Source organism: Paenibacillus sp. L3-i20 (assembly GCF_022180385.2).
Taxonomy (GTDB): domain Bacteria; phylum Bacillota; class Bacilli; order Paenibacillales; family Paenibacillaceae; genus Pristimantibacillus.
The window spans coordinates 1036508-1057223 of the sequence record NZ_BQME02000002.1; the positions used below are offsets into that span (position 1 = coordinate 1036508).

Sequence of the window (20716 nt, forward strand, 5' to 3'; positions counted from 1 at the left end):
GCTATCAACCTCCCCTTTCAATTAGGGTTGTTGATAGCCTTTAAATGTATTGTTATTTGCCTTGCAGTCGTTTAACCAACACATCACTAGGTACTTCTGGTCCGCCATTAATTCGTTTGAGTGCGAACAAGCTCTCAGGATTACCTTTTTCAATGACGCTAATACCAATCTTCGTTGATAAAGTTGATCGGTAACCTAAATCTTTAAGCATTTGCTCTGATTGCAGGGAATAATAGCCAAACGGATAAGTGAATATATTTACGTCACCGCTTAGCTGCTCTTCGATCTGCCCAGCCATCTTATTTACATCCGATATGAATGCTCTGCCATAATCACCATTAGACTCTGCATTCTTCTGCAACACTCCGCTGCGTACTGTTGGATCGTCTGGTAATGACTCGTGCATATCAAAGCTGTGATTTTGAATATCGATAACGCCTGCCTTCTCCATCTCTCTAGCCTGTTCCCACGTAAAATGAGGATAAAACTGCTTGCCAGGCAGACGATGCTCATTGCGTCCTACTGACCAGCCAATTATCGATATCGTTGCATTCATATTCAGCTCCTTGAGTACTGGGAATGCATATTCATAGTTGCTTAAGTATCCGTCATCAAATGTAATCGCTACTGGATTTTCCGGCAGTTCCTTCTTCCCATCTACATAATCAATGAGATCGCTGATCAACACTGCATTGAAGCCCGCTGCTTTTACTGCATCCATATCGCTTTTGAACTTAGCAGGCGGTGTTATGAGAGAATTTGGCTCAAAAGGGTCATCATCAATGTGATGATAGACAAGAATCGGAATTTCCTTTGTTTCTGATGAAGCAGAAGCAGAAGCTGGACGTGTAAATACTTGATCTGCACGTGCCTTTACATTTTCACTTGTCGTTAAATGACCAAACCCATTTGGTACATAAACTGCAGGATCTTGGAACATATAACCGAGCATCATCTTCCCTACTGAGTTCCGGTAATGCATCGTATCATAGAAATAACGAGGATCACCGCTAATCGGGCTGTAACCAGAGAAATCCCAGAAGTCAGTCACGCCAGCTAGTTTAGTCCAATATTGTTTTAACGACTCCATATCATAACTTAGCAACTCTTGATCTGAAGTCGCTCCTGTCACTAACCGGAAGGTAGCCCCGTTAGCCTCAGTGTAGGCTTTCATTCGCTTTAATGCTTCTACATTTTTGTCCAATGCGTCTGCATCAAGCTTGCCAAACGGTGCGAAAGCAGTTTTGTTGGCCGCCATATAAGCCTCTAAGTCATCCACTTTCTCTGCATCGCGTTTTACTTTGTTGTAAACGCCAGTTTCAGGAATGAACTGAGAATATTGAAACGGATCAGCCGCTCTTTTAAAATACCCTTCAAGCTTTGAATAACCATAAGAAGGATTTAACTTTAAATAGTCCAAATAAAATTTCAATTTAGATTCACCGGAAACTTTAGCATGTAGAGTTTGTTTGAAATCCGTCGCTTTCTCATTGAAGTGGCTAATTTCCTGCAAGCTCATATGAAGCACAATATTTTTGGGCTTATATTCATCCATAATATAGGTCAATGTCTTTTCATAATCATGAAAGTCACCACCATACATGAGCATACTGTAGAAACTTGCATCGTCTCCGTAATACTGATCCAGCAGCTCTGGCGATATCGATCCAGATTTGGAACCGCCAATAATATAAGAATTATACTTTTCATGGTTTTGATCCAAATAGCTAATTTTCGCTACACGAGGATTGTTAACCATGTTATAAGAGTGCCACTTCAGCACTTTATCGCCGAACACGCCAAAAGGATCGACGACGTAGTTAAAACCTGCTACGACTGTCGCAGCGAGTGCCAAAGCAGCGATAAATGCGATCAGCCATTTGCGTAAAGACATTACGTCACCTCAAAATTGGAAGTATAAAAATTTTGATACTGAAGTCATTTGGGTGAGCGAGATCCCAAGCAGGAATGCCGCTGCAACCGCATGTTTAATGCTCGGTTTGAAATCTTCTGTAAGCTGAGAAGAGTTACGAGCAAACAATGTAATTGCTAATCCAATCAATAGCAGTAAAATCGTGTATGCATTAAAGGCAGCGAATGTCACGATTTTGTCCATTGCTTCTGTCGTCGTCATACCAGCAAAGTCTTGCAGGCTCACCATCTTCTTCATAACTTCCCAAGCGTCAGAGCTTGACTGAGATACGAAGAGAATACGTGTAGCAACTACGCCAGCAAATGTCATCGTCCAAGCAAGTAAAAACGGAAGCTTCAATTTATTGCGATACATAAAGTGGGACGCACATACGAATACACCATTAATTAATCCCCATATAATGAACTGCCAGCCAGCACCATGCCAAAAGCCAGAAACAAAGAAGGTCATCATTACGGCAAAGTAGAAATTGAAGCTTCCGCTTCCTTTACGATAAAAGCTGCGGAATATATAATCTGACAGAAATTTTGATAACGTCATGTGCCAACGTTGCCAATATTCACGGAAGTTCCGTGCCTTATAAGGCGAGTTAAAGTTATGCGGCAATCGAATGTTGAATAGCAACGCAAGCCCAAGTGCCATATCTGCATAACCTGATAAGTCAAAGTAATAAGAAATCGTAAAACCAACTGACGCTAACCACGCTGTCAAAGTGTCCCCTGCTCCTACATTTGCGTAAAAGGCCGAAGCATATGATGTCAGCGGATCTGCTAACATGATTTTTTTGGCACATCCAATTGAAAACAAGAACATTCCTAGCATTATATTTGTCTTGTTGAACATTCGCATACCCTTGTCCTGAAACTGAGGAATGACGTCACCATGATGAACGATCGGTCCTACTATTAGCTGCGGGAAAAAGGTAATGAACAATAGAAAATCAATGATTGGTGTTTCTTTCGTATGTCCCCTGTAGCAATCAACCAAATACGCTATTAATTGGAATGTATAAAATGAAATACCAAGCGGAAGCACAATTTCAAGCAGAGGAAACCCTTGTCCGCTTATTAAGTTAATATTTTCAATGGCAAAGTTTGCGTATTTGTAATACCCCAGAAAGGCGATATTTAGCAAGAGTCCTATCGTTATAAGTAGTCTTTTGCTCCAAAATGCACCCGATCGCCCTGCTTTCACGATGAGACTTCCGAGAGCGAAATTCACGAAAATATCAGCGATAAACAGTAGAACAAAATTTCCGCTTCCTTGTGCATAAAAATATATAGAGGCCATTACAAGCCATAGCTTTGCGGCATTCTGTAGTTTAAATACACTTAATAGTCTAAATACAAAAAATGTGATTGGCAGAAAAACAAATATAAACGTATAGGTAGAAAAAATCACAAGCTTAACCTTCTTTCGCTCATATGCATGAAGATGCAGTCACGACTATAACGTCTTAGTCATACGAATATGGGGTATATCCTCTTCCGTAAATGGTTCTGAGTCAACCTTATATCCCAGTTTCTCATAAAATCCAGCAGCTTGCGTCTGTGCATGAAGCTTGGCTTTAACGAAACCATGCTCCTTCGCTATTGCCTCAAGTTCTTCCATGATCGCTACGCCAATCTTATGCTTGCGGAACGGCTCAAGCACACAGATACGCTCAATCTTGGCAATACCATCTACTTGGCGAATTCTGCCTACCCCAGCGGGCTCTCCATTATATAACACTAGCACATGATTGGCATCGGACTCATGCTCATCAATTTCTACTTCTTCAGGCACTCCTTGCTCCCGTACGAACACATCTTTACGGATACGGTACGCCTCGTCCATTTGTTCTTTTGTCTCTACACGTTGTTTTGTAATCATGGCCTTGTGCCACTCCCTTCATCAAGTCAATCTCTATTATAATGGCTTCTGCGTGAATTGCCAAAAAAGATCGAATAATAGCGACACGAACTCATAACACTCATCAGATTGAAGTAACAATCAATTAAGCATATAATGACTTAAAATAGATGTAATATGGAGGATTTGGTATTTTATGAGCAATTGGATATCGTTAATTAAAAAGGGTAACACCTCTTCTGCCACTGCAGCACTTGGTAATACCGGTCTGGCAATCATTAAGGCTATAGCTGCCTCGATAAGTGGTAGTGGAACGATGTTCGCTTCAGCTATGCATTCCGTAGCAGATGCAATCAACCAAGGCTTCGTATTCATCGGAAGCGTTCTAGCCGAACGGCAACCGACCAAGAGATTCCCGACTGGATTCGGTCGTGTGGTCAACCTCTTCTGTATGATAGCGGTAATTGTCGTTACGATAATGGCTTATGAAACTTTTCTTAAAGGTATTAAGCTCATAAAATATCCCGAAGCATCGACTAACTTCTGGCTTAACTTTATCGTATTGATAATTGCGATTTTGATCGATGGTGCTATTTTGCTGAAAGCGATGAAAGAAATAATAAAAGAAACACGTGCAGACGCAAAGGGATTAGGCATCGTCGCTTCTGCATTCCGTAATGCAGGAAGAGCAGCTCCTCCTACTCGTCTTGTTTTTTATGAAGATATCGTAGCAACTCTCGGTGCTGTCTTCGCACTACTTGCAGTTGTCCTCGCAGAGTTTACCACTTTCAAGCTTATGGACGGAATTGCAACCATATTAATTGCTTGCCTCATGGTAGGAGTAGCTTACAAAGTGGGTTACGACAATATGGTTGGTCTTATCGGTGTTGCAGCTCCCAAAGATGTGGAGGATCGTATAAGCTCTCTTATACTAAATGATCCAGATGTAATAGACATCGGCAAAATGCGTATTGTGCAAGAAGGTCGTCATTACCATATGGAAGCGTATGTGGAATTACGCAAAGGTTTTACTCTGGCTCAGGCAACTGAAATCAAATCACGCATTAAAAAGAAACTTCTAGCGGATTCCGATTTATCAGATGTAACATTAAGTATTATGGATGACAACGGAATAGTTACTTGGAAGCAAGAATAAAGCTGCGTCAAAGTTCTTGCTGAATAATATAAAATCTAAAAGAGCTGACATCGAACGAAACTCGAATGTCAGCCCTTTTTCTTTCCAATAACGTAGTTATTTCGTTTGTTCTTCTCCTCCGAACTCCCCATGATATATTCGCACCAATCTCTCTCCCTGCTCAAGCAGAACCCTATAATCATTATCTCTTTTAATGTTTTCAACATGTTTGCTGTAATCTGAGGAATGGATTAACTGGAAATATACTTTTAACGTTTCAAATTGTGTTTTCCCGCGTTTCGTAACATGATCTTCAATAGCGTCTTTCCAAGGTATATTCGCATTGTCCATTAACAAGCCTAATGCTGCTCCTGTCTCATACCGAATATCCCTCTCTAGGAAGGTTGGCGATTCTGCTTGTCCATTAGCTATAAAATGAAATGCTTGCATGAACGTTATGTGATATGGCTCATGTTTCGTCGCAAGTACCGTGAGGTTACCACCATTTAACTTGCTGTAACTGTATTCTAAATAACGTGCCGATCCCTCAATCGCCTCAGCCTTCGTTTCACCAATTAATTGAGGCCATTTGTGATAGCGATAATTACGTATTATCGTCCAATCTTGAAGCAATTGTTTAATTATACTCGGATTTTTCGTCGCCATTGCTTTATCTAACAATGTAAATTCCAGACCCATTAATGCATAGTTTTCTTTATCTACAGGGTAATCGATAATATGTTCTACTCCGTTTTTATCGTATATCCAATCCCTCTGTTTATACGCATGAAAAGATTCATGCAATAGGAAGGATGAAAAATCAAAATACAAATGAGGATCACTAAACATTTTTGGATAATACTTTAAATAAAAAGTTTTTGTCCCTTTCATTTTAACTTCCCCGAAGTTCCAAGGTGCCCAACTAGTCAACGTTGATAAGTCAAAATGATGTAGTCTGTAAATTTTAGGCAACTGTAAAGACGCAGGCATCTCTATCTCTTTTGCAAAAAAACGATCTTCCATTCCTTTTACATTTATTACAAACGGGGCCTGTCGAATAATACCGTTCGATTTATTACTTTGAATAACAATTAGCGGTTCGTTCTCAAAATGATAATCTGTATTCCACAACTGATCGCTTGATTTCTCGAAATGTTGATAAATCGTCGCTAGTTCCGTCAGCATCTGTTGATCGGTTGCACTCAACTTCTCAAATGTTGTTCGGTACGTTACATTCAATATGATCGAAGCGAGATAAGTGACTGTTATCCCAACTATTACAAATAATAGGACTCGTTTTAACCATTTCATTAAATTCCCCCCTCTATAGATTGCAAATATAATCTCTCATTTATACTGCTCACGAAGCATTAATTTTCGCGCAAATACTAAAAATACGCCAGCCATTTAAATGAAATGGCCTAGCGTATTTTTAAGCTTTACATATTTGACATTTCAAATTACATTTTATCGACTTGAATGGATGATCTCGTTGTTCCTAACATTATTTTTATTGCGGATTGCAGCGCTAAAAACAAGGTAACAAAACAATTGAATGACAAACATTAACGTAACAAATTCTAAGAGTATACTGCCTTCCTTAAACCAATCGTTAAGGATATCCTTCATAATTATTTTTGGCTGATCGATGATATCCCAGCTATTCCAACGGTTAAATCTCCCTATATAAACGCCAATACTGCTAAGCAACATAACAAAAACAACAAATAGAGAGCTAACATATTTATTGAAAATGCGATTGACTATTTTGCTCATCTGATAAATCGAGTACGTCGACAGCAATAAACCAATAATTGCAGTTACAAAAGCAATCGTTAAACTGTACCAAAACCACATTTTATCCCAAAAGATTTCTTCACCTTGCCTTTCAAAATATCTAAAGCTGTGTATGATTTCAGTGAATAGATAAGCAGCATTTGGCAGGAAAAATATCCATGCTCCACTCAAAAAAATAATGAGCAGTTTATTCAACATCGTACGGTCATTGTTAAAAAATTTAGTGATAGCAATAGACAAAAACAGTGGAGTCCATGCTAAAAAAATATCCCAAGTCAAGAAGTTGTACATATTTGTATTTGTTTTCATTTGCAAATATTGTGTAACCGTTAAACAACTGGTCGTTGCAATAACTAACACGATAATAAATAATACATGTCCATCTAATGTATGTTTGTTTTTTGTCATCTGTACTCCTTTGGTGAAATATGCTGAGTTGAAATGAAGTATTTCAATCTTAAGTAATTATTTTTTCTATCGCTTCATGTTCATTCATCGTAAAATAACAAGATAAACGAATTATTTAAACATTCAACAACATAAGTAAAAGAGGTCACGCTAATGAAGAAACAAGTAAAGTGGCTGCTGCTTACGATTGCAATTGGAATTTGTGCTGGATCTGCCTCTGCCCTATTTCTAACGAGTTTGGAGTACATAATGTTTCTGCAAACGAATTATCTATGGTTGCTTTGGCTGCTTCCTTTCGGAGGAGCACTGGTCGGTTACATCTATTTGCAGTATGGCAAGGAAGCCATCAAAGGTACTAATCTTATACTTTCACAAATTCATTCGGGCAGTGGCTCCGTGCCAGCACTTATGGCACCACTTGTGCTAGTTGGTACGCTAATAACCCACCTATTTGGTGGGTCCGCTGGCCGAGAAGGGACGGCCGTCCAATTAGGCAGCAGCCTAGCTGCAACGATTGGAACACTATTTAAGCTTAATGACTCGGATCAAAGACTTATAGTGTTATTAGGTTGTAGCGCTGGATTCGCTTCTGTGTTTGGAACTCCGCTTGCTGGAACACTATTTGGACTCGAAGTATCCACAAAAGGCACTATGCGCTATAAGGCGCTTCTCCCCTGTCTTATTGCAAGTTATACGGGACATTATGTAACGTTAGGCTGGGGAATTGTACATAGCCATTATGTGATTGCTACAGTACCATCATTGAGCTGGCTAGTACTGGGCAAAGTAGTTTTAGCTGCTATTGTATTTGGTTTTGCTGCGACAATATTTGTTCTAATGACCTCCACCTTCAAAAAAGTAATGACGCATCTCATTTCGCATCCGGTTATGCGTGCTTTTGCAGGCGGCTGTATCATCATTTCTTTAGTGTTCATTATTGGAAGCCGAGACTATTTAGGTCTTGGGCTCCCACTAATTGAAAAAGCGTTCACCGATACGATGCCGCTAGCTGACTTTTTTCTAAAGATGTTATTCACCGCAGTTACACTAGGAACAGGTTTCATCGGCGGAGAGGTGACACCACTTTTTGTTATTGGTTCAACTCTAGGCAGTGCCTTATCCTCTTATCTGCTGCTCCCCGCTTCATTTCTGGCGGCACTTGGATTAACGTCAATCTTCGGCGCTGCTTCCAAGACGCCGCTTGCGTGTGTCGTGTTAGGACTAGAGCTATTCGGCATAGAAGGAGCTTTTTATTTATTACTTTCTTGTTTCATTAGCAGCATCGTCTCGGGACGTTCTACTATTTATGAAGCTCATATACGCAATCTTCAGCCGAACCGTTGACGATAGCCACATTTTCTACATAGCTCTTCAACGGCTTCTCTTCGTGAGAAGCCGTCATAGAGGTTATTCGCTCGTTCGCCTTCTACGATATCCGAAAAGTGGTTTTCGTGAATGTTTCCGAGTTTAATAATCCCTTCTCCATCCAAGCAACATGGAATTACAGTGCCATCGATTAATACTCCTGCTTGATTTCGAAGTGCATGACAGAAACCTTTCCCATCATCCTCAGGCTCCTTTAAATCTGGCCATTTGAACTCAGGATCTTGATTCAAATAAATTCGATCCGCAATTTTCACACCAGAACCTGGTTTAAACTTCTCCTCAATCAAATAATCCAGTCCAAAAGCTTCTTCAATCATACCGAGCAATTCACGATTTTTATCCTGCTGCTTATTAATTTCGTTGTTCATATCTAAATTCCATAGTCGGAACGAAATAATAATATCGCTTGTTGCAGTTGCTTCTCTAACAAAAGACAAGATTTGGGCCAAATAACCTGCTTTATCCTTAGATCCGGCATGCCCATCAAAACTGTGCAGTGAAAAATTTATTTGTCTAAGGGCTGGCTTGCCAAGCAGCTTTTCCTTGTTTTTTGTTATTAATGTGCCGTTTGTTGTTATATTCACCTTAAAGCCTTTTTCATGGCTAATGTCGAGTAATTCATCAATTTTGGGATGCAGCAATGGCTCTCCCTTGACATGAAAATATATATAATCGGTATGAGGTTTAATTTGATCTAATGTTTTTTTGAAATCTTCAATTGTAACAAAGCCTTTTCCACGCAATGTTGGCGGACAAAAATGACAGGATAAATTACAAATGCTTGTCGTTTCTATATAAAATTTTTTAAATCGTTTCATCTTCTAACGCTCCATCTGTTTAAATTCTTATTGTTTTGCACATAATCACAATAGATTATTGTTGCTCAGTTTCGGCGTTACCAACGCCATTCTCAAGAAACCGAGACATTACTTCCCTTGTAGGCATGAGACATACATCGGATTTGCCAAACCAACGATAGCGATTACGTGCGACCCAGTGGTAGATGACATTACGGATCGGAGCTGGAATGATAATAAAGCCATATAACAGCGTCCACCATCCACCTAGTCTCATTAGCACACGAAGCGCACCGCTTGACTTGATCCAGTAGTGACCATTGTCATATAGAACAAAGGAATCAAATGTTTTCCCTTTTAATTTGGTGCTTTGATTAAGTAATTGCTGACCGGCAGTAGATTGAAGTGCAGCAAATCGAAATTTTATTTTGTGATCATTTTTGACTAGGAAACGAGTGATTGCTTGACACATATGGCATTGACCATCAATTAATATAACTAACTTTTCAGTGCTTTTATTGTTTGGTTGCAAACTCTGGTCAACATTGATTTTCATTGACATGTTCACCTCATCTACTACAATCCTATGCTTATCCTAACATATCGAGCCCGATCTTGCACTTGACCCCTCCACCCAGATGTACTATAATCAAACGAAACTTAAAAAAATGAGTTCTCTAGGGTTCCGCGGCAATCGCCGGTCTGGTCCGAGGGAGAACACGCAGCACTGCTGCGGACACACGGAGGGACAAAAGCCCGGGAGATATCTGACCAGATACTTCCCAGGCTTTTTTTGTTTTTCTTTACTAAAATTTGGAGAGAAGGAGTTCGATTAAAGTGGAAAAAGGTCAAAATAAGTATTGGTTGCTCGTCATCGTCGCTGCTTGTTTCGAAGTTGTTTGGGTTATGGGTTTAAAGAATGCTGACACGTTGCTTTTCTGGGCAATTACAATCGTTGCTATCGTTATCAGCTTTGGGCTTTTAATATTCACAGCTAAGAAGCTTCCCACAAGTACGGCATACGCAGTATTTGTAGGACTCGGTACAGTAGGAACAGTCATTTTAGAAATGACTGTTTATGGTGTGCCTTTCAGTTGGGCAAAGGTAATCTTAGTTGCCCTGTTGCTAACCGGAATAATTGGTCTGAAGATGGTCACCCACGATGGTCCCGACACGGGTGCAGTAGATGGGAAACGAGGTGAAAAAGCATGAGCTGGTTGTTTATCGTTTTGGCAGGTTTATTTGAAGTTGTTGGAGTTGCAGGTATTGCTAAAATGAATAAAAAATTATCTTTTAAAAACGTAGCCATGATGGCATGTGGCTTTCTGATTAGCTTCCTATTTCTTACACTTGCGATGGAAGGAATGGCAATGGGGACAGCCTATGCCGTATGGACAGGAATTGGTACAGTTGGAAGTGCTCTCGTCGGTATCTTATTCTTCCGAGAATCTCGGAGTATGCTTCGTATTTTCTTTATCTTGCTAGTTCTTTTCGCTGTCGTAGGCTTAAAGCTTATTGAATAACATCGTATGAAATGAAACACCCCTAGTCCATTATCGGATTAGGGGCATTTCATTTAGTGGATTAAAATTCTGATTTCGGCTTGCGCGGTTGCGATTTCACTTTATTCTGCACAGGTGGCAAATGTCTCATACTGCGAAGCATCGGGCCTTTACAGATTGGACAAAGCTGTTCCGTTGTAGAAAACTCATCCCTTACCCACGCTTTGCAGTCTGCATTTTTACATTTCCATATTTTCGTTGGCTTTAAATTTACTGGTGTGTCTGAATTAGTAGTCACTTATTAATAATTCCTTTCGGTAAAAACCATTAGTGCGGTTAATTGTTAAGTATATTAATTGTTAGTTGAAATAAGCTGGAATTACGCATACTGGTTTGGAAACTTCGGTGGAATGACCTGTAAAACGTAAAGTACCATTGTCAGCATCCACATGGAACGTAACTAAATTATTAGTGTCTCTATTAGCTGCTATTAAAAAATTACCGTTTGGAGTAAGAGCAAAGTGACGAGGATGTCCACCTTCTACTGATATATGTTGTATGGTCGATAATTGTCCTGTACGTTCATTTACCTCAAATACAACTATGCTATCATGTCCGCGGTTTGACCCATATAAAAATCTACCATCTTTTGATATCGTTATCTCCGCACAACTATTTTCATCCTTACATGAATCCGGTAAAGTACTAACCGATTCAATAATTACTAGTTCACCTGTTGCCTGTGAATAGGAAAAAATCGTAATCGTAGAGTTTAACTCATTGATCGCATAGGCGAATTTGGCATTCGGATGGAACACAAAATGTCTAGGTCCTGAGCCACCAGGTAGTGTTACTTCATTATGACGAATAAGCTTGTTTGTTTCTTTATTCAATGAGTAGCTAATAATTCGGTCCAGGCCAAGGTCAGACACGAACAGATATTTACCGTCCGGGCTGTAGAAGCTGGAATGTGGATGTGGTTTGTCTTGATCTTCAAGATCTACGCTATGACCCTCATGCTGCTGAATATCAAGAAGAGAGCCAATACTGCCGTCCTCTTCTATTTGCAACAGCCCGATCATTCCACCATGGTAGCTAGTCACGATCAAATAGCGACTGTCAACGTCTCTTTGTACATGGCAAGTAGTTGAATTAACAGTCAACTGACTACTTTGTAACGTTAGTTCACCAGTTGCAGTGTCAATTTGAAAAGAAACGACTTCACCAATCTTCTTACCTTCTTCATTGACTGCTTCAGCAATTGAATAAAGTATTTCTCGATCAGTATCAACATTCAAAAAGGTTGGGTTTTTAATGTTAGAGCTATGACTTACTGCCGTTAATTCTCCACTCATCTCATTACATTTGTAAACGTTAAGCCCATTTTCATTTTTCTCTGCATATGAGCCTACAAATACGAGCAATTGATTTTGTTCAGCCGCCACTACCTATTCCTCCCGCGATCAGATCATTATTGTTAGCAAATAAGGCGAACTACATTCAACAAAACAAGATGGTTAAGCTTTATCAGAACCTGGAACGCATAATCCATCAACGCAACTAGCGTCTTTTGTTCCTTCTTCAACTTGAACTAGTGTAGGGTACTTATCATCCCATGCTCTGCTAAGTGTATCGAGAAATACGTCGGGTGATTGAGCACCAGACACAGCATATTTACGATCGATAACAAAGAAAGGCACACCTTTAATACCAAGGCGACTACCTTCTTCCTCTTGACCTCTGACTATATCTCCATATTGCTCTGAGTCAAGCAATTGCTTTACTTCATCTTGATCCAACCCGACTTCTGTTGCAAGTTCAATCAACCTGGCATGATTAGAAATATTATCGTTATCAGTAAAATAAGCTCTAAGTAATCTTTCCGACATGGCAGAGCCTTTACCTTTATCAGCGGCATATTCAGCCAAACGATGTGCATCAAACGTATTTTGATCCAACATATTATCAAATCTAAAGTCTAGACCAACTGCTGCTGCCTGCTGAGCTACATTTGCACTTGTTGCTCTCGCTTGTTCAATACTCATACCGTATTTTTGCGATAACTTCTCGTGAATGGTAACGATCACAGATGAATCCACATTTGGATCGAGCTCAAAGCTCTTGAACTGCACTTCCACTTGATCCTTATGTTGGAACTTGCTTAATGCTTCTTCAAATTTTCTTTTGCCGATATAACAAAACGGACAAACAAAATCCGACCATATTTCTACCCTCATCTTCTTACACCTCCTGATGCGTTCATACGATCCTCATTATATCATGTTCTTGCGCTGAGGACGAATTGGAAGGACATTAAAAAAAGCAAGTTCGATCAACATCGTTGCCCGAACTTGCTTTTTAATCCATTTTCATTACTTTAAATTGCAAAGACGTGACTACCTATTCTATCGACCTGTTTTCGTGTCCATATCCAAGAGGAAGTAGCTGTAGCGGGGTTGAAATAATACAAAGCTCCGTTTGTTGGATCGTGACCTTGCACAGCATCAAGTGCAGCTTGATAAGCAGCTTTATCCGGTTTCAAGTTGTATTGTCCATCATCAATGGCGGTGAATGCACGCGGCGCTTTGATAACATCTTCTACCGTTTTGGGGAAATTGGCAGATTCCAGTCTGTTCATTACAACTGCACCTACTGCTACTTTACCTTCATAACTTTCTCCACGAGCTTCCCCATGAATAATTTTGGCGAGCATATCAAGCTCATCTCGGCTGACTGAGGCTTTCTCAAGAGCCCTCCAAGTTCCAGGACCTTCTATACCAATTGCCTTTAACGCATGATCCCTCTGAAACAGCAACATAGAATGTCGATCCACTACCTCATTGAGAGTATCCAGTTTTGGGCTGAAATAATCCAGCTCCTTCTGTCGATGCTCTGCATCCATAACTGAATGAGCAGCTGAACTGTAAGCTAATGATTCGGGTGCAAATGCTTGTACAGATTTATTTTGTATCATAAAGAAGATTGAAATTACTACGGCTATACCTAAAACAATTACGATATATTTTTTGTCCATCTTGGATTCACTCCCTTATTAGTCATTAACCGCTCAATGACTCGTAAGAGTTTACCATATGACAAAATTAAATGTAACCTGTAAACAAAAATTACATTTATTTTCTATTTACTGGCACCTGTTTCTTTATTAGCATTCAATTGCACATAAGAATCACGAATATAGTCTAAAGATTCCGTATGTTTAATGACATTGTTACCAAGCGTAACTAGGGTGCAAATCATTATAATTATAAGACCAATTTTCCGAAGTTTCCCACTTTTCAATCCCATTATGAAGGATGCTGCGAGCAGGAATATTGCAAATAAATAATGGCCAGCATACAAATAAAGATCATAATTAAATGTTGCAAGTCCGTATCCAACTACGATATGCAATGCAATTGCAAAGCCAATATATACCGCTAACATCCAGGCTTGTTTTGTTCGAATACCACGTATGAAACCAGCTATTGCGAGCCCAAGTAATACGAAACCGATAATGGTCACATAAAGCGGATATGGAACTGAAAGATTGGTCGTAAATGCGACAATACCTGGATCGAGCAGCACCATCTCTGGCGACAATACAGGGCTAATAAAGAGCATATAAATGGACTTCCAATGATGAGAAAGCGAAAAAGAAGCAACATAAGAAAATCCACCATTTGATAGTCCCTGCTGTACATTATTGAACCATGATTTCCCATCGAACAATAACAGCTGTAGTCCTGAAAATAAGACAACTAATATTGCAGAATATACCATTACACGAACGATTGGACGTACCATTTCTGATTTTGTTTTTTTATAAAGTGATACAAACATTGCACCGAAGTAAGTTGCGATATTTGTCGAAGTAATGGCAAAATTAAGAAATGCTAGAACTGCCATTGACCAATAATTATGTTTACTAGTCATCTCGCCATAAGCCAAATATACAACGGATATGATAATGACAAATTGCGCGTATGCATATGAGTCTGGGATTAGAGCGGAAAATACGGAGTACGAGCTTACACCAAAAAATGCTGCGAACGATAAAGGAAGTGCAAATCCACTTTGACCCAATTGTTCTCCTCTTCTACGCAAATAATAATAAAGTAGTACGACGCAAAATGCGTTAAGTGCGCTTTGCAGCACTAGGAAAAACAGGTTGCCCCCTGCTTGCTCAGCCACCTTGGCCAAACTTCCTGCCAATAAATTCGCAATAGGATGGATAACAGTAACATTAGAGTAGCCATAATAAAACGATGGATCGAAATTAAATAAGTTAAGCGTAAATGGAGCTCCGTAAAATGGACTAAACTTGGAGAGTACTGCTGAATTTTGATCAATATAAGTTACGTAAGGCATATTTAAAAATATATAAAAGGCGGAAAAACAAAAAAGTAACAGCGCAGCAACTACATTATCCTTGCTGTTGTGAAATAAGTAAGCAGCAAATGAAGAATAGCTACTGCGTTCATTTGGATTCATTAAATGACCCATTTCAATGGCCCACTCCTCTTCTCTCTCATTCAAAAATAGCCATTATAATAACTGAAACTATAGCATATAAAATAACTGTGATCATTATTGGCTTGTCCTCTAACAAAACCTTGTCAGGTGCGCCGCCTTTTTGCTCCATATGAATCAAATAAAGATAACGGAAGATGCCATACAGAACAAACGGTATCGTCCACATCAGATGAATCGTACGACCTGAAGTAAAAGTAAATAAGGAGTAGCAAATAATCGTTGAAGCTGCAACTATTCCTAAAAGTTGATCTAGCAAGGCTACTGAATATTGACTTAGTACCTTACGATGCGCTTCACTATTTGATTCAAGAAGGATGAGTTCATGTCTTCTTTTTCCTATTGCTAGAAATAATGACAGAAGCATCGTACAAAGTAGAAACCATGGCGTAAATGGAACCTGGATAACTAGTCCGCCTGCCAACGCACGAAGGACAAATCCTGCAGCTATAAGCATAATGTCTATAATAACGACATGTTTAAGAACGAGTGAGTACAACATGTTTATTACAAAATAAATGAACAGAACAACACTAAATAATGGCTCTAATAACAACGACACGAGTAATGAACCAATAAGCAGCACAGCTCCAAATGCTAAAGCCAACTTAGGATTCAACCTGCCCGAGGCTATTGGCCGGAACCTCTTTGTCTCATGCAATCGATCTGCTTCACGATCTACATAATCATTCATAATATAAACTGTCCCAGAAACGAAACAAAAAAGAATAAATGCGATCGTCGAATTAATGACTGATTCAGCATTTATATGTTGAAAAGAAAACAGGAGCGCAGCGAATAAAAGCAAATTTTTGGTCCATTGTTTAGGTCTTAATTGACGTATAAGCAGTTGAATTGTATTCGCCAAAGGTTCTGCACCTTGCTCAACAGCCAGCTCCCTACTGAAATTTTTCATGTAAAACATTCACCATCCAAGTCTATATTTATACAAGCCTATATTGTACCCTATACGAGCAATTGATACAATAATGTTTAAGGTTACCAACGAGAACCATCCAAACCCTGTAAGCATCATGAGGAGGCCTACGCCTATCAATATTATTAAACAGAAGGATCGCCTTGAGCTTGAGGCAAAGTTGCCTACAATGCCTTGGTATATTGAACAATTTATTAATTATAAGCTGCCTGACCTTTCCCCTTCTTCTCTTGTTGAGTATATGAGAGATTACGAAACGTTTATGAAGTGGATGATGGGTGAAGGGCTCACAGAAGCACGAACACTTAAAGATATTACTCTATTGGAACTAGAAACTTTACGAATGGAGAGCATCGACAATTATCGGATGTTTCTCTCAACTTATAAGCCAGAACGAAACAATCGAACGACGATTTCACGGAAACTATCTTCTCTAAGGTCACTATTTCATTATTTGAGCCAAATAGCTGAGGACGAGCAATTTTACCCCTTATTGAAACGTAATGTCATGGCAAAAGTTACGATTAAACGTACACATAAGCCGAAGGACACAGCCGCCAAGCTCGAAGGAAAGTTGCTTCAAGAGGAAGAAATCGCGGAATTTTTAGATTACATACGAGTACATTACGGTACTGATATTGTCAAAAACAAACAGGCACTCTTTTCTTACGAACTCAATATGACACGTGATGCATGTATGATAAGCTTTATTCTTCACTCCGGGCTTCGTGTTTCTGAATTAGTTAATTTGAATGTGGAAGATATCGATATGAAGAAGAAGCTATGTTATGTATTTCGAAAAGGTAAAAACGACGACACGTTTAAAACTCCGGTCTACTTCCGCCAAGAAGCGATTGAAGATCTTACTGCATATTTAGCTTTACGTGATATTCGCTACAAGGCTCCAAAACGAGAAAAAGCACTTTTTCTAGCTATTGCAAATGGGAAAAACGAAGGTTCTCGTATGACGAAACGTGCGATCCAAGCAATGGTGCTTAAATATGCAAAGCGGTTCGGCAAGCCGTACCTTTCCGTTCATAAGCTCAGACACTCCTTTGCAACAGATTATTATTTGCAAAATGATATTTACAAAACTCAGGAGCAGCTTGGCCATGCTTCACCAGAAACAACACAAATTTACGCTCACCTCACAGATAAGACGATGGCTGAAGCGATTGATCGAAGAAACAAAGAAGGCAAGCAGGATTAGCGCAAATTATTGCGTTTACATCCTCTTGCCTTCTTTTCTTATGTACAGCCCAATTGGAGCTGTATGCTGGAACCTTATAATTGCATATCAACTGAAGAAATGCCCTCTTCAACTGCAAATTCGAAATCTTCGATGTCATACACTTGAACTGGAACTTCTGCTTCGATTAGTATTTCTTGAAATTCATATTGATCCGAAAGGAGTGGAGTATTTAGCCGTAAGGCAGTTAATAAAAGTTCCGTTTCAATGGGATCAAATATCTCTCCGTATTGCGCATTGTCTACAGCATGAATGACGGTGAATTGTATCATTTCATCGAGAAGCAGTGGTGAGCTTTCTCGCCAAGGCATTTGCAGCGCTTTTTCAATTTTTTTACGATTCAAAGCGTTCTCAAAAAAAGTAATTAATTCATTAATTTTCGACTTCACATGACTATCATCATCAGGATCTTCCATTACAGGATCAGAGCTTTCTCTCATCTCATAAAGTTCAGCAATTGATGAATAGGGTATAACGTATTCAACAGGACGACTTGGCACAAGAAGATGTCCATACGTAGCAATCATTACTGCCTCTATTACAAACCGTCGCCGCATGGTGTTTCCCCCTATCTCTAAACGTACATACATACGCCTCCATATTATTATACATTATAATAATGTTCAGCGAGATAGACATCTGACCATTATTCCAATGTAGCATTTAATTATTACTTTACATGAATGGGTACCTCATTTGTTATATGCTTTATGGCGACTTCTTGCGCATCCGCTCTAGCCAACTTTTGTATTTATTAATCTTATCATCGGTTGGATCTTCATTGCCATAGCGAGCCTCTTCATAGGTAGTAATAAAATCTTCAAGCTCATTGGAATGGGAACGATCATTTGGATTCGTCACTGCAAGTTCTGCTGCAATTTCTCTAGGTGTTGAATACGCATTAAATGAATAACCGTTATGAACCTTTTTCTTTAACCATTCTTTATACAAATAACGTACTCGCACCCCGTTCGTCGTTAAATCGTTCCAACCCACCTCTTTTATTTTTCTATTAGAAAAATAAGTTCCACTTAATTTTTTACGCCATTTCGAAGTATGAAGTAAACTTTCAACTTCATCTTTATAATCACTATCATCCCTGTTATTTCCATATTGCTTTTCTAATAGCTTCGCTCTAATTAATTGAATAATACGAAAGACTACCTTAATCGACTTGTAAAGAATAGCTACTACTATTAAAGCAATAATAATTGTCCCAAGGAACAATATAATATTGTTAAAAATAGTCCAAAAAATTGAAGGCACTTTAGACTCTGTGGATGGAAGTATAAAGTCCGGTGCAAGTAATTCTGCTTCCGGTGGAGTTTCAGGTTCGTCACGATTAGAGCGATTTAATAAAGCTCGCAAAATCTCTTTCAACTTCTCACCCAGCCAGGCTTGAGCTTGAAGAAACATAGAAATACATATAATTAATATCGTTAATAAACCAATTAAGGTCCGATTTCGCCTTCTAGAAATGATCGTTGCCCTATTGTTACGAGTCTCTACCAATTCTTTAGCGAAATGTCTTTCGTTTGTAAGGATAATATAAAAAATAATTGCAATGATAGCTCCGACATTTAGTAGATTAGGATATATAACTAGTAGCTCATCAACTATTATAAAATTTAGTGGTTGAACAATTATGTAAACAACAATACAACCAAACATAAATGGTGATTCCGCCAACTTGTCATAACCACGCTTATGTTGTAAATAACCTCTGTCTGCTATGTAGCAAACTACTAAGCTACTTAGCAGTATTGGAATAGTCAAAAATTTTGATACCGACAAAAAAACTATGATACTACTATGAGCAACACCTAATACAACAGCTGTCATTATTCTAGATATCATGCGAGTTTGAACTTTATTACGATAGATGACAGCAGGTGCGAGGAATACTAACGGCAGAGTAACAATCCAGCCTACAATTGAAGTTGCTGGAAGTAAGTTCAGAGCTGTAATTGTTATAATTGGAAGTAAAAAAACCATTTCAAATAAAGCATTGCCTAAAGGGGATAATGATCTTATCAATTTTGACATGATCATGATACATTTCTCCCCTCACTGCTTTTATAAATGGAAGTTGTTGGTTGTTCTGCGCAATGACTCTCAGGCAGTCGCCAAATAGATACGGAATTACCGTTCATATATAAGGAATGAGCTGTATGTTCTAATTCATCATTCCAGAATGAAGTAATGACCACAATGTCACGATTCGAATATCGCTTCAGTACCTCAATTTTCAACAATTCAAGAAATAAACCAGTTCGTACAATATTCAACTTTGCCATAACCTCGTATAACATAAATAGATGTTCTTGGCCACGACCGGCTTCAACATGGGTTGCTTCCGTCATACCAGACATCGGCATATTCGTACTAAAGCTAACATCCATACCTTGGTTGATAGCTGCTTCCGCTGCACCTGCAGCCCATTCAATTCCAAGTTCGATAACGGATTCATCGGAAACAACTCTCCACATACCTTCCCTGTCATCTACATTTAAACAAATCATAATGCTTCGATCGGCTGTAAAATCATATCGATGAACTTGAAGGGTACCTGCTCTTGCTGTTGCTTTCCAATTAACCGTCTTCATCGAGTCTCCCCACTCATAATTCCGTGCTCCAGCAATAACAAAGGGATCAGGTACTATAAATCTTCTAACCAGATGCTCACCTTGCCAACTTTGACTAGGCAATTCATGAAAAGGTACTGAAGCTGGCTTTGGGTAAACGATTAACTCATCATCTAACGGGATTTGCGTTATACAGTTTAAGTTACCAAGTAAATCACCACTTGTTAAAGATACAGTGCTAAGTTTGTACCAACCACGTTTCGTTGGAGTAATGCGATGCGTTCGGGTTAGTTTCATATAACGGCCTAAGCTAAAGAAGCTTCGATGATTTTGATACACTTGACCACTGCTCACAGAAAAGTTTTCTTGTTTGCCAAAACGCAAATGTACCGATATTTGAGACTCCACTCTTAACCAAGGTACTGGTAGCCACTTTGAATTCATCAGCTGCTCAACTAGTTCAATTTCATCACCTCTGAAACAAACCTTCTTATTGAAGCGTCTTTCATAACCAAGCTTATGTAGTGCGAAACGTTTAAAAATATACCCTTGAGTAAGAACAACAATGACAGTAATTGCTACGAAGACAATAATGGACATAAGCTG

The 20716-nt window shown here is 39.1% G+C and carries 21 protein-coding genes and 1 riboswitch; of the genes, 5 read left to right on the forward strand and 16 right to left on the reverse strand.

The features are described from left to right. Positions 1-52: 52 nt before the first annotated feature. From MFF31_RS18170 to MFF31_RS18180, 3 genes are read right to left on the reverse strand one after another with little or no spacing between them, the layout of a single operon-like run. Entirely contained in the window at positions 53-1894 is a 1842-nt protein-coding gene (locus MFF31_RS18170) for a polysaccharide deacetylase family protein (protein ID WP_238189782.1), read from the reverse strand. Between the two features lie 9 nt (positions 1895-1903). Then, complete coding sequence (locus MFF31_RS18175; RefSeq protein ID WP_238189783.1) at positions 1904-3334, reverse strand: MBOAT family O-acyltransferase; 1431 nt, start codon at positions 3332-3334, stop codon at positions 1904-1906. A gap of 45 nt (positions 3335-3379) precedes the next feature. Then, a complete protein-coding gene (locus MFF31_RS18180) occupies positions 3380-3805 on the reverse strand; it encodes a GNAT family N-acetyltransferase (RefSeq protein ID WP_238189784.1) in 426 nt (141 codons plus the stop codon). Positions 3806-3980: 175 nt separating this feature from the next. On the opposite strand from MFF31_RS18180, the gene MFF31_RS18185 reads away from it, so the two are divergent. Beyond that, a complete protein-coding gene (locus MFF31_RS18185) occupies positions 3981-4940 on the forward strand; it encodes a cation diffusion facilitator family transporter (protein WP_238189785.1) in 960 nt (319 codons plus the stop codon). Between the two features lie 96 nt (positions 4941-5036). Here MFF31_RS18185 and MFF31_RS18190 read toward each other — a convergent pair whose 3' ends face one another. Together MFF31_RS18190 and MFF31_RS18195 are read right to left on the reverse strand one after the other, a co-directional pair. Further along, entirely contained in the window at positions 5037-6230 is a 1194-nt protein-coding gene (locus MFF31_RS18190; protein ID WP_238189786.1) for a hypothetical protein, read from the reverse strand. Positions 6231-6386: 156 nt separating this feature from the next. Then, positions 6387-7124 (reverse strand): DUF1361 domain-containing protein, encoded by a 738-nt coding sequence (locus tag MFF31_RS18195; protein WP_238189787.1) that lies wholly within the window; start codon positions 7122-7124, stop codon positions 6387-6389. A gap of 153 nt (positions 7125-7277) precedes the next feature. Between MFF31_RS18195 and MFF31_RS18200 the strand changes: the two genes are divergently transcribed. Then, positions 7278-8468, forward strand: a complete 1191-nt coding sequence (locus MFF31_RS18200) for a chloride channel protein (protein WP_238189788.1) — start codon at positions 7278-7280, stop codon at positions 8466-8468. Here the strand turns inward: MFF31_RS18200 and MFF31_RS18205 are convergent. Further along, positions 8453-9328: a radical SAM/SPASM domain-containing protein gene (locus MFF31_RS18205; RefSeq protein WP_238189789.1), complete on the reverse strand. Its 876-nt coding sequence runs from the start codon at positions 9326-9328 to the stop codon at positions 8453-8455. The two genes, MFF31_RS18200 and MFF31_RS18205, sit on opposite strands and share 16 nt — an antisense overlap. 55 nt (positions 9329-9383) lie before the next feature. Next, a complete protein-coding gene (locus tag MFF31_RS18210) occupies positions 9384-9863 on the reverse strand; it encodes a thiol-disulfide oxidoreductase DCC family protein (protein WP_238189790.1) in 480 nt (159 codons plus the stop codon). 110 nt (positions 9864-9973) lie between these two features. Beyond that, positions 9974-10072, forward strand: a riboswitch (guanidine-I (ykkC/yxkD leader). Positions 10073-10144: 72 nt separating this feature from the next. Between MFF31_RS18210 and MFF31_RS18215 the strand changes: the two genes are divergently transcribed. After that, positions 10145-10519 carry a DMT family transporter gene (locus tag MFF31_RS18215; protein ID WP_282570525.1) on the forward strand — a complete coding sequence of 125 codons (375 nt, stop codon included), beginning with the start codon at positions 10145-10147 and terminating at the stop codon, positions 10517-10519. Next, positions 10516-10830, forward strand: a complete 315-nt coding sequence (locus MFF31_RS18220; protein ID WP_238189791.1) for a DMT family transporter — start codon at positions 10516-10518, stop codon at positions 10828-10830. Before MFF31_RS18215 ends, MFF31_RS18220 begins: the two co-directional genes overlap by 4 nt. A gap of 61 nt (positions 10831-10891) precedes the next feature. Here the strand turns inward: MFF31_RS18220 and MFF31_RS18225 are convergent, their stop codons facing one another. The 6 genes from MFF31_RS18225 to MFF31_RS18250 all read right to left on the reverse strand — a co-directional run bounded on the left by MFF31_RS18225 (position 10892) and on the right by MFF31_RS18250 (position 16255). Then, the gene (locus MFF31_RS18225) at positions 10892-11107 is read right to left on the reverse strand and encodes a cold-inducible protein YdjO-related protein (protein ID WP_238189792.1); all 216 of its coding nucleotides are present in this window, start codon (positions 11105-11107) and stop codon (positions 10892-10894) included. Positions 11108-11168: 61 nt separating this feature from the next. Further along, complete coding sequence (locus MFF31_RS18230; RefSeq protein WP_238189794.1) at positions 11169-12254, reverse strand: lactonase family protein; 1086 nt, start codon at positions 12252-12254, stop codon at positions 11169-11171. Between the two features lie 72 nt (positions 12255-12326). Further along, a complete protein-coding gene (locus MFF31_RS18235; RefSeq protein ID WP_238189795.1) occupies positions 12327-13046 on the reverse strand; it encodes a DsbA family oxidoreductase in 720 nt (239 codons plus the stop codon). Positions 13047-13186: 140 nt separating this feature from the next. After that, complete coding sequence (locus tag MFF31_RS18240; RefSeq protein WP_238189797.1) at positions 13187-13843, reverse strand: cell wall hydrolase; 657 nt, start codon at positions 13841-13843, stop codon at positions 13187-13189. Positions 13844-13947: 104 nt separating this feature from the next. Next, the gene (locus MFF31_RS18245; RefSeq protein WP_248565527.1) at positions 13948-15345 is read right to left on the reverse strand and encodes a DUF6080 domain-containing protein; all 1398 of its coding nucleotides are present in this window, start codon (positions 15343-15345) and stop codon (positions 13948-13950) included. Continuing rightward, complete coding sequence (locus MFF31_RS18250; protein ID WP_238189801.1) at positions 15338-16255, reverse strand: decaprenyl-phosphate phosphoribosyltransferase; 918 nt, start codon at positions 16253-16255, stop codon at positions 15338-15340. The genes MFF31_RS18245 and MFF31_RS18250 overlap by 8 nt, the downstream gene beginning before the upstream one ends. A 136-nt stretch (positions 16256-16391) precedes the next feature. Here MFF31_RS18250 and xerS point away from each other — a divergent pair, with 136 nt between their 5' ends. After that, positions 16392-17486 (forward strand): tyrosine recombinase XerS, encoded by a 1095-nt coding sequence (gene xerS / locus MFF31_RS18255; RefSeq protein ID WP_238192136.1) that lies wholly within the window; start codon positions 16392-16394, stop codon positions 17484-17486. Positions 17487-17560: 74 nt separating this feature from the next. Here xerS and MFF31_RS18260 read toward each other — a convergent pair whose 3' ends face one another. The 3 genes from MFF31_RS18260 to MFF31_RS18270 all read right to left on the reverse strand — a co-directional run bounded on the left by MFF31_RS18260 (position 17561) and on the right by MFF31_RS18270 (position 20710). Further along, a complete protein-coding gene (locus MFF31_RS18260; protein WP_238189803.1) occupies positions 17561-18082 on the reverse strand; it encodes an ADP-heptose synthase in 522 nt (173 codons plus the stop codon). A gap of 151 nt (positions 18083-18233) precedes the next feature. After that, positions 18234-19577 carry a DUF4129 domain-containing protein gene (locus MFF31_RS18265; protein ID WP_238189805.1) on the reverse strand — a complete coding sequence of 448 codons (1344 nt, stop codon included), beginning with the start codon at positions 19575-19577 and terminating at the stop codon, positions 18234-18236. Continuing rightward, entirely contained in the window at positions 19574-20710 is a 1137-nt protein-coding gene (locus MFF31_RS18270; RefSeq protein ID WP_238189806.1) for a DUF58 domain-containing protein, read from the reverse strand. Before MFF31_RS18270 ends, MFF31_RS18265 begins: the two co-directional genes overlap by 4 nt. Between the last annotated feature and the right edge of the window lie 6 nt (positions 20711-20716).